The sequence below is a fragment of the Streptomyces californicus genome (assembly GCF_000717645.1).
GTDB classification, from domain to species: Bacteria; Actinomycetota; Actinomycetes; order Streptomycetales; family Streptomycetaceae; genus Streptomyces; species Streptomyces californicus.
In genome coordinates, this window is the sequence record NZ_JNZZ01000002.1 from 429569 (window position 1) to 444617 (window position 15049).

Genomic DNA, 15049 nt, shown 5'->3' on the forward strand with positions numbered 1-15049 from the left:
GAGGTTCTCGATACGCCAGTGTACCGATACGCGCGTGTACCGAAACGACTCCGTATCGGTACACTGGCGTATCGATACGGCGTGGATCGAAACGACCGGGCCGTCCTGACACCGCTTCGCATCCAAGGGGGCACCGGGTGGAACCCGCCCGCACCGAGCCCGCGGACCAGGAGCCGGACATACGTGCCCGACCGCCCCTCGTCCGCGAGTTCCTTCTCGTGGCCGGACTCTTCCTGGCCTACAAGTTCGGCCGCCGGGCCGCCAACGGCCATGTCGAGGAGGCGTTCCGCAACGCCGGGAACGCCTGGGACCTCGAACGCGCCCTGCACCTGCCCGGTGAGGGGACGGTCCAGGGGCTGCTGCTGCACAGCGAGACCCTGACCCACGCGGCGAACACCTACTACGCCGCCGTGCACTTCCCGGCCACGGCCCTCTTCCTGATCTGGCTCTACTGGCGTCGCCCCGGCCACTACGTGCGGTCGCGCCGCGTCCTCGCCGCACTCACCGCCGCCGCGCTGGCGCTCCACCTCCTCTTCCCGCTGGCCCCGCCCCGGATGCTGCCGGCCGCCGGGCTCGTCGACACCGGCCAGGTCTACGGACCGACGGTGTACGGGCAGACGCCCGCGACCGACACCATGGCGAACCAGTTCGCCGCGATGCCCTCGCTGCACGTCGGCTGGGCCGTGATGGTCGCCGTCGGGCTGATCGCCGCGACCCGCTCCCGGTGGCGTTGGCTGTGGCTGCTGCACCCCGCGATCACCCTGCTCGTCGTCGTGGGCACGGCGAACCACTACTGGCTCGACGCCGTCGTGGTCGTCGCCCTCCTCGCCGTCGCCCTGGCCGCGTTCCGGCCGCCGCGAGGAGCCCGGACCGGTTCGGCACAGCTGTCCCGGCCGGGTGCGTGGGAGAACGCCGCGCCCTTCCCCGTACCGGCCTACGCGACCGCCGCCGACGCGCGTCCCGGGCCGCCCGCCCGCCCACGAGCCGGAGCCGTCCGATGAACGCCACCCTCCTCGCCGTCGCGCTCTCCCTCGTCTCGGCCGCCGCCTACGCCGCAGCCGCCGTCGCCCAGTCCCGGCTGGCCGGCCGCACCGACCCCGGCACCGGGGTCCTGCGGATGCTGGGGCGGGGCGCCTGGTGGTCGGCCGTCGGCCTCAACGCGGCCGGCGCGCTGCTGCACGTGGCGGCGCTCAACTACGGCCCGCTGACCCTCGTCCAGCCGCTCGGCGCGCTCACCCTCGTCGTCGCCGTCCCGCTCGGGGCGCGTGCCGCGGGCCGCCGGGTCGGACGCGTCGAGTGGCGGGGCACCGCCCTGACCCTCCTCGGCCTCGGCGCGCTCCTCCTGACATCGGGCGGCTCCGCCCCGCACGACACCCTGACCCTGCCCGAGGCGCTCGGCGTCGGAGCGGCGACCATGACGGTCGTCGCCGGGCTCAGCCGGCCCGGGGCCCGCCCGGGACTGCGGCACGCGGCGGCCTCCGGGATCACCTCGGGGGTCGCGTCCGCCCTCACCCAGACGCTCACCGTCGCCGTCACCGACCACTCCGGCGGCCCGCTGTTCAGCTGGCGGCTGCTGACGGTCGCGCTGCTCGTCTCCGCCTTCGCGATGGGCGGCCTGCTGCTGTCCCAGACCGCCTACCGGGGCGGCCTCGGCGCTCCGCTCGCCGTGGTCACCCTCGCCAACCCGGTCGCCGCCGCCGCGATCGGCCTGGCGCTGCTCGGCGAACGCCTCCAGGGCGGACCGGTCAGCCTGGTGCTCGCGGCCCTCGGCACGGTGGCGGCCGTGCGCGGGGTGGTCCTCCTCAGCCGGGCCCAGGCGCGGAACACGGAGCCGGACGACGCACGCGGGGGCCCCGCCCCGGCGGAGCCGGCCGCGGACCCCGTCCCGCCCCGGGCCGTCATCGGAAGCCCGCGGCTCGCGGACACCGCGTCACCGTCGTTCGCCCCCGAGCCCCTGCCGGCACACGCGAGCGGCTGAGGGGTACGAGCGCCCGGACGCACCCCGCGGCGCCCATGACCCGGCCCGGACGGCCCGCTCAGCCGTCCAGGTCGGCGATGGCGCGCGTCAGCCAGCCGATCCAGAACGTCTCCAGGTCGATACCGCCCCGCAGGACCAGATACCGCAGCCGGCCCTCGTCGGTGGCCGGAGCGGGGGTGAAGTCGCGCCGCTCGATCTCCCGGTACTCCGCGAGCTGGCCCTCGTGCAGCGCCAGGTGGCGGCGCAGCTCGGCGCCCATCCCGTCCGCCCCGACGACCGCCGCCGCCCGCATCCGCAGCAGCAGCGGGTCGCGGACCGGCTTGGGGTCCTCCGCCAGCGCCACCCAGGCCGCCAGCTCCTCGCGCCCGGCGGGCAGCACCTCGTACTCCTTCTTCTGCCCCCGGGCCGGCGCCGCCGGGGGCAGCGCCCTGATCCGCCCGGCCTGCTCCAGCTTCCCCAGCTCGCGGTAGATCTGCTGGTGGGTCGAGGACCAGAAGTAGCCGATCGACCGGTCGAACCTGCGCGTCAGCTCCAGACCCGATGACGGCTTCTCCAACAGGGCGGTGAGGATCGCGTGCGGCAGTGACATGGGGTGCATCCTAAGGACGTGCGGGGACCCGGCGGCCGGGCCCCCGAGGTCGGCCCCGCGAGAGGTCAGAGCGCGGCGGCCAGCTCCGTGCCCTGGCGGATGGCCCGCTTCGCGTCCAGCTCGGCCGCCACGTCGGCGCCGCCGATCAGATGCACCGGCACCGACCCGGCGCGCAGCTCCTCGTACAGCTCGCGGCGCGGTTCCTGCCCCGCGCACAGCACCACCGTGTCCACCGGCAGCACCCGGCGCTCGCCGTCGACGGTCAGGTGCAGGCCGTCGACGTCGATGAGGTCGTACGAGGCGCCGGCGATCATCTCGACGCCCCGGTGGCGCAGCTCGGTGCGGTGGATCCAGCCGGTCGTCTTCCCCAGACCCGCGCCCACCTTGGTGGTCTTGCGCTGGACCAGGTGGACCGCGCGCGGCGGCTTCGGGCGCTCGGGAGCGCGCAGCCCGCCCCGGTCCGCGTACGCCGTGTCCACGCCCCACTGCCGGAAGAACGTGTCCGCGTCCAGGCTCGCCGCCTCGCCGCCGTCCGTGAGGAACTCCGCCACGTCGAAGCCGATCCCGCCCGCGCCCACGATCGCGACCCGGTCGCCGACCGGCGCCCCGTCGCGCAGCACGTCCAGGTAGCTCACGACGTTCGGGCGGTCCGTGCCGGGGATCGCCGGAGTGCGCGGCTCGACGCCGGTGGCCAGCACGATCTCGTCGAAACCCGCCAGCGTCCCGGCGTCCGCCCGGGTGGAGAGCCGGAGCTCGACGGCCAGCTCCGCCAGCCGTGTACGGAAGTAGCGCAGCGTCTCGTCGAACTCCTTCTTGCCCGGCACCCGGCGCGCCACGTTCAGCTGGCCGCCTATCGCGTCCGCCGCGTCGAACAGGGTCACCGCGTGCCCGCGCTCGGCCGCCGTCACCGCGCAGGCGAGGCCCGCCGGACCGGCCCCGACCACGGCGACGCGTTTACGGGTCCGGGTCGGGCTCAGCACCAGCTCGGTCTCGTGGCAGGCGCGCGGATTGACCAGGCAGGAGGTGATCCGCAGGCTGAAGATGTGGTCGAGGCACGCCTGGTTGCAGCCGATGCAGGTGTTGATCGCGTCCGCCCGGTCCGCCGCCGCCTTCGCGACGAACTCAGGGTCGGCCAGGAAGGGGCGGGCCATCGAGACCATGTCGGCCCGGCCGGAGGCGAGGACCTCCTCCGCGACCTCGGGGGTGTTGATGCGGTTGCTCGTCACCAGCGGCACGGAGACCGCGCCGCGCACCTTCTCGGTCACCCAGGTGAACGCGGCGCGCGGTACCGAGGTGGCGATGGTGGGGATGCGCGCCTCGTGCCAGCCGATCCCGGTGTTGATGATGGTCGCGCCCGCCGCCTCGATCTCCTTCGCGAGCGTCACGACCTCCTCCAGCGTCGAGCCGCCCGGCACCAGGTCCAGCATGGAGAGCCGGTAGATCAGGATGAAGTCGGGGCCGACCCGCTCGCGGACCCGGCGCACGATCTCGACGGGGAACCGGATGCGGTTCTCGTAACCGCCGCCCCAGCGGTCGGTGCGGTGGTTGGTCGCCGAGACGATGAACTCGTTGATCAGATAGCCCTCGGAGCCCATGATCTCGACGCCGTCGTACCCGGCGTGGCGCGCCAGCTCCGCCGCCCGGACGAACTCCTCGACGGTCTCCTCGACCTGCTCGTCGGTGAGCGCGTTCGGGGTGAACCCGCTGATCGGGGCCTTGAGCGCGCTCGGCGCCACCAGGTCGGGGTGGTGGGCGTACCGGCCGAAGTGGAGGATCTGCATCGCGATCCGGCCACCGGCCGCGTGCACCGCCGAGGTGATCTCCCGGTGCTGCTCCGCCTCCGCCTCGGTCGTCATCTTGGCCCCGCCGGGGAACGAGCAGGCCCGCTCACTGGGGGCGATGCCGCCCGTGACGATGAGGCCGACCCCGCCCCGGGCGCGCTCGGCGTAGAACGCGGCCATCCGCTCGAAGCCGCGCTCGGCCTCCTCCAGGCCGATGTGCATCGAGCCCATGAGCACCCGGTTGGGGAGCGTGGTGAAGCCCAGGTCCAGCGGGCTCAGCAGATTCGGATACGGGCTCAGGGGGGCGCTCATCGGGTCTCCTCCGCACAGGGTCGTCGCGTCAGTTGTAGACCACCCCCGAGCGCTTGTGCAACAAGTTGCACAATGATCTGCGTCGCACCGGCGCCCGGGGGGGGCCCGGCTCCCTTCCCGTACGGAGTAATCGGCCGCGCCCGCTCCACGGCCTGCGGCGAGAGTGGGACCCGTACCGCACGCACACCCCTCGATCCGGGAGTCCCCATGGTCTGCGTCAACCGGCGTGATCTCGGTCTGCTCGCCCTGCGCGTCGGCACCGGCGCGGTCCTCGCCGCCCACGGCAGCCAGAAGCTGGCCGGCTGGTTCGGCGGCGGAGGCATCCAGGGCACCACCGCCGCGATGGAGGCGATGGGGTTCCATCCGCCCAAGCACAGCGCGGTGGCCGCGGGGCTCGGCGAGGCGGGGGGCGGCGCCCTGCTGGCGCTGGGCCTCGCCACACCGGCGGCGGGCGCGGCGGCCGCCGGAGCGATGGCCGGCGCGGTGGCCGTGCACGCCCCGGCGGGCTTCTTCGCCCAGGGCGGCGGCTACGAGTACCCGGCTTTCCTCGGCTTCACCGCGGCCGCCATCGGGCTGACCGGCCCCGGCCGGTACTCCGTGGACCACGTCACCTGCCACGTCTTCGACCGGCCCTGGGTGGTCGCCCTGTCCTTCGCGGGCGCCGCCGTCGCCGCCGCCGCGGTGGTGGGCAAGCGCGCGAAGGGACAGGCCGAGCAGGCGGTCGAGGAATTCTGACCGCCGCCCGGCCCGCCCCTCCGCGGCGTCCTCGGCCTCAAGAGGCGTCCGGCCGTCCCGCGACCCGCGCGGGACGGCCGGACGCCGTGTCTACCGGGTGCCGGACGCCGCGGACTCATGACCTGACGGGGCCTCGGCGCTCTCCCGGCTCAGCGCCCCGGGCCACCACGCCTTCGGCCCGATGTCCCGCACCAGCGCCGGGACCAGCAGCGACCGCACGACCAGAGTGTCCAGCAGGACGCCGAAGGCCACGATGAACGCGATCTGGAGCAGGAACGCCAGCGGGATCACGCCCAGTGCGGCGAAGGTGGCCGCCAGTACCACGCCCGCCGACGTGATGACCCCGCCGGTCGTGGTGAGCCCCCGCAGGATGCCCTCCCGGGTGCCGTGCCGCAGCGACTCCTCGCGGACCCGGGACATCAGGAAGATGTTGTAGTCGACGCCCAGGGCGACCAGGAACACGAACCCGTACAGCGGAACCGACGAGTCCGTGCCGGTGAAGCCGAACACATGGGTGAAGACCAGCGCGGAGATGCCGAGGGTGGCGAGGAAGTTCAGCGCCACGGTCGCCACGAGCAGCACCGGCATCAGCAGCGACCGAAGCAGGAAGACCAGGATCACCAGGATGATCGCCAGCACCACCGGCACGATCAGCATGCGGTCGTCCTCCGCCGTCCGCTGGGTGTCGTACTGCTGGGCGGTGTAGCCGCCGACCAGGGCATCCGACCCGGGGACCGCGTGGACGGCGGTGCGCAGCGCGGCCACCGCCTCCTTCGCGCCGTCGCTGTCGGCCGCGTCCTTGAGCGTCGCGTCGATCCGGACCCGGCCGTCCACGACGAGGGGTTCGCCGCCGGGCCGGCCGCCCGCGCTCACCGGGGCGACCGAGGCCACTCCCTCGGTGCCTTCGGCGGCCTCGGTGACCTGGGGGAGCCGGTCGGCCGCGGCGATGATCACCGCCGGGTTGCCGGAACCGCCGGGGAAGTGCTCGCTCAGCGTCTCCTGGGCGGCCACGGACGGCGCGTCGTTGACGAAGATCTCGTCCAGCGGCACGCCCTTCGAGGTGAGGGTGGGGGCGAACGCGGCACAGGCGATCAGGGCGGCCAGGGTGATCGCCCACACCTTGCGGGGAGCCCGGTCGACGAGCGCCGCGACCCGGTGCCAGACGCCCCGGCCGCCGGACACCTGGTCCTCCGCGGGCTTGGGCTTCGCCGGCCAGTACGCCTTCCGGCCCAGCAGCACCAGGGCGGCGGGCAGGAAGGTGAGGGCGCTCAGCACCGAGCAGACGATGCCGATCGCGCCCACCGGGCCGAGCGCCCGGTTGTTGGTCAGGTCGCTGAGCAGAAGGGCCAGCAGACCCGCCGCCACCGTCGCCGCGCTCGCGGTGATCGGTCCGAAGGACTCGCGCAGCGCGATGCGCATCGCGGTGAACCGGTCGCCGTGGACGGCCAGTTCCTCCCGGAACCGGGCGGTCAGCAGGAGCGCGTAGTCCGTCGCCGCGCCGATCACGAGGATCGACAGGATGCCCTGCACCTGGCCGTCCACGCGTACGACGTCGTGGTCGGCGAGGACGTAGACGACCGCGCAGGCCAGACCGAGGGCGAAGACCGCGCCGAGGATGATGACGAAGGGCAGCAGCACACTGCGGTAGACCAGCAGCAGGATGACCAGCACGGTGATCAGCGCGACCCCGAGCAGCAGTCCGTCGATGCCGGCGAACGCGTCGGACAGGTCGGCCTGGCTGGCCGCCGGTCCCGCGAGCTGGACCGTCGTGCCGGACACGGCGGCGCCCGCCTTCTCGATCCGCTCCAGCACCGCGGGCAGTTCGTCCCCGAGGTCGGGGCTCAGCTGGACGATGCCCTGCAGCGCCCGGCCGTCCTCGGAGGGGAGGGCGGGCGAGGGCTTCCCTGCGACGCCCTCGCTCCCGGCGAGCGAGGCGAGGGCCCCGGTGGCCGCCTCCCGCTGCTCGTCGCCCACCGGCGTGTCCCGCTTCTGCGAGGTCCAGACCACGATGGCGGGGACGGTCTCGTTCTGCTGGAACGCCTTCTGCGCGTCGATGACCTGTGTGGACTCGGCGTTCTGGGGAAGGAAAGCGGCCTGGTCGTTGGTGGCGACCTCGCCGAGCTTCCCGGCGTACGGGCCGAGCCCGCCGCCGACGCCGAGCCAGGCGATCAGCAGCACGACGGGGATCAGCCAGCGGAGTGGCCGTGCGGGGGTGGACATGGGTCTCCCGGGGGTGGATATATCTCAGCGGTTAACAATCTCAATCGTTGAAATACATTACGGGACGGGTCGTCGGCCGAACCGCACGGGGGTGGGTGCACGTGGAACCGTCCCCTTCATGGACGCACCACGCGGGGCGGAACGTCAGCGACGCGCCGGGGGCAGCTCCGCGAGTTCCTCGTTCATCGCGGCGAGGAAGCGCAGGACGGTGGTCAGCTCCCCCTCGCTGAAGCGGGCCCTGGCCCGCGTCGTGGCCTCGGCCAGCGGCATGAAGAAGTCGCGGGCGGCGGTGCGCGCGCTCGGCTCGTAGTGCACGTGCACCACCCGGCGGTCGGCGCTCTCCCGCGCCCGCCGGATGTGACCCGCCCGCTCCAGCCGGTCCAGGCAGGCCGTCACCGCGCCCGACGTGAGCCCCAGATGCTCACGCAGCGCACCCGGGGTGAGGGGTGAGGGCGCGTCCAGGATGGCGGCGAGCGCGCTCACGTCCGTGGGGTGCAGATGCTGGTGCGCCGCGAAACCGTGGGTCATCCGGTTGATCTCGCCGTTCATCCGGCGCAGCTCCACCGCGAACGCCTGGAGGTCGGCGAGCCCCGCCTCGGGGGGTGAGGCGGGGCTCCGGGGCGTTCGGTCGTCGGCGCTGGTCACGCCCTCAGCGTATAGAACAACCGCTCGCGGGCCATGCCCGGACCGGCGCGCGATCCGGGCGCGGACCGGTGGCCGTCCCTGTCCCGGCCCGCGGCCGCGAGTGGCGCCACGGCCGTCACCGGGACGGCTCCGAACCGGTCGGCGGCGGTGCCGACCAGCTCGGAGCCGTCCCGGCGAACCGGCGGCGGTGGCGCCTGGGTCAGGACGACGGCGGCATGAGCACCGTGTCGACCAGGTTCACCGTGGCGTTGGCCGTCGGTACGTTGCCGCAGACGATCTTCGAGGAGTCGTTCACCGTGAACTCGGTGCCCGAGCCCTTCGTCGTCAGTTCGCTGCCCTCCAGCGTCTTGAACGTGCCGTTCTCCATCTGCTGGGTCGTGACCTTCTCGCCCACCACGTGGTACGTCAGCACCTTGGTGAGCTCGGCCTTGTTGTTGAGCAGCGCGTCCAGGTCCGCCTTCGGGATCTTCTCGAACGCGGCGTTGGTCGGCGCGAACACCGTGATGTCCTTCGCGTTGTTCAGCGTGTCGACCAGACCCGCCTTCTTCACCGCGCTGACGAGGGTGGAGAGTTCGGGATTGTTCGAGGCCGCGGTGGCCACCGGGTCCTTCGCCATGCCCTCCAGGCTGCCCGCGCCCTCCTTCGGCACGGAGGAACAGGCGGGGCCGTACGGTTCGGCGGGCGCTTCCGCCTGGGCCTGCGGAGCGAAGAACGCCAGGGAGGCGGGGAAGGCGAGTGCGGCGGCGGCCGCGGCGGTGCGCTGCAGACGGGTGATCGTCATGATGTCTCCTCCGGATGTCCCTCCGGGCGAGCGGGGGATGGTCTTCTCTGTCCCCTCCACGCTGACGTGCGTTCGCCCGGCGCGCCTGCCGCGTCGTTTCTGCGTCGAAAGGGGCCGCCGTGCGGAGCGTGCGTGACGCCGGTGGCGGCGGGCGCCGCGGGGGAGAGGAGTTCCGGTCCGGACCTGACATCGAATGCCCGCACCGGGGCAATGGGATGACATGAATACCCGTTCAGTAGCAGCGCAGGGAAGCGGTCGCGCCAGAAGAGCCGCGAACAGCAAGGCGGTCGAGGTCGGCGCCCGCGCCGGGTTCGGCGCCCGGGGCGCGATCTACGTCCTGGTGGGCGTCCTCGCCCTGCAGATCGCGTTGTCCGGCGGTGGGAAGCAGGCCGACCGGGGCGGCGCCATCGCCGAGATATCCGAGAAGCCCTTCGGCAAGGTCCTGCTGTGGGTGCTCGGCATCGCCCTGGTGGGGATGGCCCTGTGGAGGCTGTCCGAGGCGCTCTTCGGCTCCGCCGGGCCGGACGGGCACAAGCCCACGAAGCGGGCCATGGCGGCCGGCCGGTCCATCTTCTACGGATTCGTCGCCTACTCCGTCCTGTCCTTCGCCGCCGGCGACTCGGGCAGCGGCGGCGGCTCGTCCGACAAGCAGTCCCAGGACGTCACCGCGATGGCCCTCGGCTGGCCCGGCGGTCAGTGGATCGTCGGGATCGGCGGCATCGGTGTGGCCGGTGCGGGCGTCTGGATCGCGGTCCGCGCGATCATGCGCAAGTACCAGAAGCACCTGAAGATGTCCGAGATGTCAAAGAAGGTCCGTCAGGCGGTCGACTTCACCGGGGTCTTCGGCGGTACGGCGCGCGGCATCGTCTTCGCCACGGCGGGCGGATTCGCCGTGGCGGCCGCGGTCAAGCACCAGCCCGACCAGTCGAAGGGCATGGACGACACGCTGCGGTCCTTCACCGACACCCCGGCCGGCCCGTGGCTGCTGGTGGTGATCGCCCTCGGGCTCGTCGCGTTCGGCGTGTTCTCCTGGGCCAACGCCCGCTACCGCAAGGTCTGAGACCGCACCGACGCGCCCGCCACTCGGCGTACACAGACGTTTCTGAACGGGTCCGGCCGCCGGAGCACATATGCTCCGGCGGCCGGTTCGTCGTGTCGTGCGGGGCCGGTCTGCCTCGCGCGCGGTCCGCTACGCGCGGCGGGTCAGCCGCCGAGCCCTCGTGCGTCCGGGGGACTCACCCGCCGATCCGCCGGGCGTCCGGGTGGTTCACCCGCCGATCCTGCCGCCCGCCACCGCGCTCCTGCGGGCCGCCGCGGCCTCCTGCTCGGCCTGCTCCGGGTGGCGGCGGCGCCAGTACGGATTGTCGTGCGGCAGCCCGCCGGTCACCCGTCCGTACATCCCGAACGTGAGGATCAGAAGCCCCATCACGAAGCTGAAGATGACGTTCGGCATACCGAAGTCCAGGATGTTCGCGGGCCGGTCCAGGATGAAGATGTGCACGAAGCCGCTGAGGACGAAGAGCGTGCCGATCGTCATGTTGAGGGTGGAGGCGACGTTGCCGCCCACGAAGGCTCCGGCGATCAGCAGCCCGCCGACGACCACCGAGATCAGGCTGAGCAGCCCGTTGGTGGACAGCCCGGCGATGCTGTCGCCGCTGGTGTCGAAGAAGCTCAGCTGCTGGGTGAAGCCGAGGATGCCGAAGGTCAGCAGAATGGCGCCGCACAGCCCCGCGCCGATCCGGTACACCTTCGCCAGCCGGTGATCGACGGGGAGTTCGTCGCTCAGTTTCATGACCGTCTCCTTCCATCCCGCACGCGCGGGGTCCGTACGGGGGTCGCATCCGTACGGGAGTTTCTCCCGTACGGACCGGGAGAGCGCCGCCCGCATGGCTCGGGCGGACGCGGCCCCGGGCGCGAAGGCAGCAGGCCACGCGCTCTCCCTCAGCGAACCGCTCCACCGGTCACCGGGCAACATGCGTCGTTTTTGCGTCGTATGGTGGATTTATGGATCCGACAGGCGAGCTGCTTCCGGAGGCCCCGCCGGAAGGCGGCCTGACCACCGGCGCGGTGGCCCGCCTCCTGGGCGTCGCGCCCACCACGCTGCGCTCCTGGGACCGTCGCTACGGCCTCGGCCCGGCGACGCGGGAGGGCGGCCGGCACCGCCGCTGGACCGCCGCCGACATCACCGTCCTGCGCGCCATGTGCCGGCTCACGAGCGAGGGCCTCCCGCCCGGCGAGGCCGCCCGGACCGTCCTCGCGGGCACGGTCTCGTCCGGCCCGGTCCCGGCTCCGGCCGCACGGCGGGCCCCCGGCCGGGCCCCGTCGGACGCGGCCCGCCGTGACTGCCGCGGCCTGGCGCGCGCGGCGGCCCGACTGGACGGGCGGGCCATGGACGAACTGCTCGCGGCGGCCCTCGACCGGTACGGCCTGCCCGCCGCGTGGGACGAGGTGATCATGCCCGTACTGCACGCGGTGGGGCGCAGGTGGGAGTCGGCGGGGGAGCGGTACATCGAAGTCGAGCACCTGCTGTCGTGGCACGTCTCCGGAGCGCTGCGCAGGGTGTCGGCGCAGCCGCCCCCGCACGTGCCGGGCGCGGGGCTCTCCCTGCTCGCCTGCGTGCCCGGCGAGACCCATTCGCTGGCTCTGGAGGCGCTCGCCGCCACGCTGACCCGCCAGGGTCTGCCCGTCGGCATGTTCGGCGCGACGCTGCCCGTCGCGGCGCTGGTGGAGGCGGTCCGCCGCACCGGGCCGGACGCGGTGGTGCTCTGGGCGCAGTCCGCCGAGACGGCGAGCCCTACGCCGGTGGCCCGGGTGGAGGCCGTCGAATGGGGCGTGCGGGGCGCGCGCCGCCGGCCCGCCGTCCTGGTCGCCGGGCCGGGCTGGGCCGGGCGACGGCCGCCGGGGGCCCGGCACCTCTCCGGGCTCGCCCACGCCGTGGACGTACTGGCCACGGGGGCCGCCGTCCGATAGGCGTACCCGTTCGGTGGCCGGGTGGCAGGCGAACCTGTGCGGGGGCCGGGCGACCGCCGGAAGCACGTCGCGGCGCGGCCACGGGGAAGGGCGTCGTGGGCTCCGTGAGGCGGATTCCGCCCCTGCCCTCCTCAGCGCAGGAAGTCCGCGAGCCCCGTCAGGAGCCGGTCCACGTCCTCCGTGTCGTTGTACGCGGACAGTCCCACGCGCAGCCCGCCGGTCTCGGCGAGCCCCAGGTGCCGGGACGCCTCCAGGGCGTAGAAGGAGCCGGCGGGCGCGTGCACCCCGGTGCGGGCGAGGAAGCGGTAGGCGTCGGCGGGATCGCGCCCTTCGAAGGTGAGCAGCAGAGTGGGGGTGCGCTCGGCGGCCCGGGAGCGCACGGTCACCCCTTCGAGGCCGCCCACCGCCCGCTCGACCCGCTCCCGCAGCGCGCTCTCGTGGGCGTCGATCGCCGCGTACGCCGACCGCAGCCGCGCGGGGCGTGTGCCCGCCGCGTCGGCGTCCGGGCCCAGGGAGGCGATGAAGTCCACCGCCGCACTGGTCCCCGCCATCATCTCGTAGGGCAGCGTGCCCAGTTCGAAGCGCTCCGGTACGGCGTCGGTGGACGGGGCCAGCTTGTCCGGGTGGAGCGTGCCGAGCAGTTCGGGGCGGGCGGCGAGCACGCCGTGGTGGGGGCCGAAGAACTTGTACGGGGAGCACACGAAGAAGTCCGCGCCGAGCCGCTCCACGTCCACCGCGTGGTGGGCCGTGAGATGGACCCCGTCCACGTAGAGCAGCGCCCCGGCCCGGTGGACGAGTTCGGCGATGGCCGGGATGTCCGGCCGCGTCCCGATCAGGTTCGACGCGCCGGTCACCGCGACCACCCGGGTCCGGTCGGTGAGGTGGGCGGCGACGGCCTCCGGCGACAGCTCTCCGGTCACCGGGTCGAAGTCGGCCATGCGCACGTTCGCCCCTGCCGTTTCGGCCGCCCGCAACCACGGGCGGATGTTGGCGTCGTGGTCCAGCCGGCTGACCACCACCTCGTCGCCCGGACTCCATCCCCGGGCCAGGGTGCGCGAGAAGTCGAAGGTGAGCTGGGTGGCGCTGCGGCCGAAGACGATCCCGCCCGGGTCGGCGCCCAGCAGGTCCGCCATCGCCTGCCGGAACCCGAGGACGATCTCCTCCGCGTTGACCTCGCCGGGCAGCCCCGTGCCCCGGATCGACAGGGGTGCGCTCATCGCCGCACTGATCGCGGCGACGACGGAGGCGGGGGTCTGGGTGCCGCCCGGACCGTCGAAGTGGGCGGTACCGGATCGCAGGGAAGGGAACTGCGCGCGCACCGCGCGGACGTCGTACGACAAGGAGGCTCCTCGGTTCGGCCGGACTTCGCTGCCGGACCGCGTACCGGGCCGGGTGCCGGACGGCGCGCCGGGCCGCGCTCCGGACTCGCCGCGATCATCGCAGGGCGGGAGGCCCGGCGGAAGGCGCGGGGGTAGCGGCCGCGGCCGGGGAAGCGGGGCCGTCCGAACGGCCCGCGAGCGGGGGCGCGGGCCGGGGGCGGCTCGACGGGGAACCGCGGGGGGCCGTCGGGCCGGTGGAGGGCTCCGGCGAAGGGTTCTGGCGAAGCTCCGGTGGAGCGCTTTTCGCGCGCCCTGTTCGCGCGGGCGCACTGCCCCTGGGAAATGCGTGCGCCTCCGCGCTCATAGGTAGTCCCAGGCGTGCGTGAATACGCCGTTTTGTGTTGTGTGGATAATCCTACTAAGGAATGTCCCGCCCAGTGAATGCGCCTCGGCCGTGCGATATGCCGACGCGTCGCCGAGTGGAGAAAGCGTCCGGATATTTTGATGAGCAAGTGGTGGTTAAAGCCTGGCGATCGGGAAATAGATGATCTGGGCCGATGGGGTCAGGGGGGCATCGGTTCACGTCACGGCCGGAATGATCCGAAGCCGGGCGTCGGGAATCGGTCAGTGTGGTGCCCCTGACCGCCGTGCCGGACATCGTCTCTCACCAACAGGTATGACCTGCGGTGACGCGATGCGGCGGCCTCTCTCCCCCAGGCAGGAACTCTCGTGGAGGGTCACCGATGAACGAGCGTGAACCATCCGCCGATGGCGAAAACCATTCGGCCGCCTTTTCGGTTGGCCGAAAAGGCGGAGGTGGAGAACAATCGGTTCGCCTCCTCCGTTTCCTGGCCTATCCCGTTCTTCTGCTGGCGGTCCTGCTCGTGGCGGGAGCCGCATTACGCCTGCGATGGGATCCGGCCTGGGTCAGTCCGCTTTTCCTGGTTGGGGTCATCTCCTATCTCGCTCTTCTGGAACGGCTGATTCCTTACGACCGGACCTGGCACCCGGATACGGACGAATGGCGCTGGTACGGCTTCTGGTTCCTGATCACCATGGCCGGAAGCGGACTGGCACAGCTCCTCGTAGCGGTGGGCGTCGGCCTGATCTCGCCCGCCGAGCCGACCCATCACCTCGGCATCGAGATCCCGGGCGCCCTGCTGGCCGGATCCCTCGTCAGCTATCTCGTGCACCGGCTGGGCCACCGCAACGCCCTCCTGTGGCGGTTCCACGGGATCCACCACGTCCCGGAGAAGGTGAACGTCGCCAACAACGGGGTCAACCACGTCCTCGACATCGTCCTGGCCCAGGGTCTCGTCCAGCTGACCCTCGCCCTCGTCGGGTTCTCCCGCCCCGCGGTGCTGGTGGTCGGGCTCTTCGTCGCCGCCCAGGGCTACTTCGTCCACGCCAACATCGACGTCCGCATCGGGCCGCTGAACCACTTCCTGGCCAGTCCCGAGCAGCACCGGCTGCACCACAGCACCGATCTGTCCGAAGCCGGCCACTACGGCTCCGACCTGTCCTGCTGGGACCACCTCTTCGGCAGCTTCACCTGGTACCCCGGCCGCGAGCCCACCGCCGTCGGCCTCCACGACCCCACGACCTTCCCCGGCACCGGCGAGATCCTCGCCGCCCTCCTGCACCCCTGGCGACGCCGACCCGCACCGGGCACCACCCGCCCGGAATGACCGCCGCCCCCCGACGCTCCACGACGATCTA

The 15049-nt window shown here is 73.0% G+C and carries 13 protein-coding genes; 6 read left to right on the top strand and 7 right to left on the bottom strand.

The genetic code is table 11. From position 1 onward, the window contains the following. Window positions 1-137: 137 nt before the first annotated feature. Together IF19_RS0104380 and IF19_RS0104385 are read left to right on the top strand one after the other, a co-directional pair. A complete protein-coding gene (locus tag IF19_RS0104380; RefSeq protein WP_050493684.1) occupies window positions 138-1001 on the top strand; it encodes a phosphatase PAP2 family protein in 864 nt (287 codons plus the stop codon). Beyond that, entirely contained in the window at window positions 998-1978 is a 981-nt protein-coding gene (locus IF19_RS0104385) for a DMT family protein (protein WP_030118130.1), read from the top strand. Before IF19_RS0104380 ends, IF19_RS0104385 begins: the two co-directional genes overlap by 4 nt. Before the next feature lie 58 nt (window positions 1979-2036). Here IF19_RS0104385 and IF19_RS0104390 read toward each other — a convergent pair whose 3' ends face one another. Next, window positions 2037-2567 (bottom strand): PadR family transcriptional regulator, encoded by a 531-nt coding sequence (locus IF19_RS0104390; RefSeq protein ID WP_030118131.1) that lies wholly within the window; start codon window positions 2565-2567, stop codon window positions 2037-2039. 65 nt (window positions 2568-2632) lie between these two features. Continuing rightward, a complete protein-coding gene (locus IF19_RS0104395; RefSeq protein ID WP_030118132.1) occupies window positions 2633-4648 on the bottom strand; it encodes an NADPH-dependent 2,4-dienoyl-CoA reductase in 2016 nt (671 codons plus the stop codon). A 219-nt stretch (window positions 4649-4867) separates the two neighbouring features. Here IF19_RS0104395 and IF19_RS0104400 point away from each other — a divergent pair, with 219 nt between their 5' ends. After that, the gene (locus IF19_RS0104400; RefSeq protein WP_030118133.1) at window positions 4868-5395 is read left to right on the top strand and encodes a DoxX family protein; all 528 of its coding nucleotides are present in this window, start codon (window positions 4868-4870) and stop codon (window positions 5393-5395) included. 90 nt (window positions 5396-5485) lie between these two features. Here the strand turns inward: IF19_RS0104400 and IF19_RS0104405 are convergent, their stop codons facing one another. The 3 genes from IF19_RS0104405 to IF19_RS0104415 all read right to left on the bottom strand — a co-directional run bounded on the left by IF19_RS0104405 (window position 5486) and on the right by IF19_RS0104415 (window position 9041). Further along, window positions 5486-7615 carry an MMPL family transporter gene (locus IF19_RS0104405; RefSeq protein ID WP_030121487.1) on the bottom strand — a complete coding sequence of 710 codons (2130 nt, stop codon included), beginning with the start codon at window positions 7613-7615 and terminating at the stop codon, window positions 5486-5488. A 144-nt stretch (window positions 7616-7759) separates the two neighbouring features. Further along, entirely contained in the window at window positions 7760-8260 is a 501-nt protein-coding gene (locus tag IF19_RS0104410; RefSeq protein WP_030118136.1) for a MarR family winged helix-turn-helix transcriptional regulator, read from the bottom strand. A gap of 199 nt (window positions 8261-8459) precedes the next feature. Beyond that, complete coding sequence (locus IF19_RS0104415) at window positions 8460-9041, bottom strand: fasciclin domain-containing protein (RefSeq protein WP_030118137.1); 582 nt, start codon at window positions 9039-9041, stop codon at window positions 8460-8462. 220 nt (window positions 9042-9261) lie between these two features. Between IF19_RS0104415 and IF19_RS0104420 the strand changes: the two genes are divergently transcribed. Further along, a complete protein-coding gene (locus IF19_RS0104420) occupies window positions 9262-10101 on the top strand; it encodes a DUF1206 domain-containing protein (RefSeq protein WP_030118138.1) in 840 nt (279 codons plus the stop codon). A 207-nt stretch (window positions 10102-10308) separates the two neighbouring features. Here the strand turns inward: IF19_RS0104420 and IF19_RS0104425 are convergent, their stop codons facing one another. Continuing rightward, entirely contained in the window at window positions 10309-10833 is a 525-nt protein-coding gene (locus IF19_RS0104425) for a DUF4383 domain-containing protein (RefSeq protein ID WP_030118139.1), read from the bottom strand. 212 nt (window positions 10834-11045) lie between these two features. Between IF19_RS0104425 and IF19_RS0104430 the strand changes: the two genes are divergently transcribed. Then, window positions 11046-12011, top strand: coding sequence for a MerR family transcriptional regulator (locus tag IF19_RS0104430; protein WP_030275983.1), 966 nt, complete (start codon window positions 11046-11048; stop codon window positions 12009-12011). A gap of 131 nt (window positions 12012-12142) precedes the next feature. On the opposite strand, the gene IF19_RS0104435 is transcribed toward IF19_RS0104430, so the two are convergent. Beyond that, the gene (locus tag IF19_RS0104435; RefSeq protein WP_030118142.1) at window positions 12143-13351 is read right to left on the bottom strand and encodes a cysteine desulfurase-like protein; all 1209 of its coding nucleotides are present in this window, start codon (window positions 13349-13351) and stop codon (window positions 12143-12145) included. A 722-nt stretch (window positions 13352-14073) separates the two neighbouring features. On the opposite strand from IF19_RS0104435, the gene IF19_RS0104440 reads away from it, so the two are divergent. Next, complete coding sequence (locus IF19_RS0104440) at window positions 14074-15018, top strand: sterol desaturase family protein (RefSeq protein WP_030118143.1); 945 nt, start codon at window positions 14074-14076, stop codon at window positions 15016-15018. The last annotated feature ends 31 nt before the right edge of the window (window positions 15019-15049 follow it).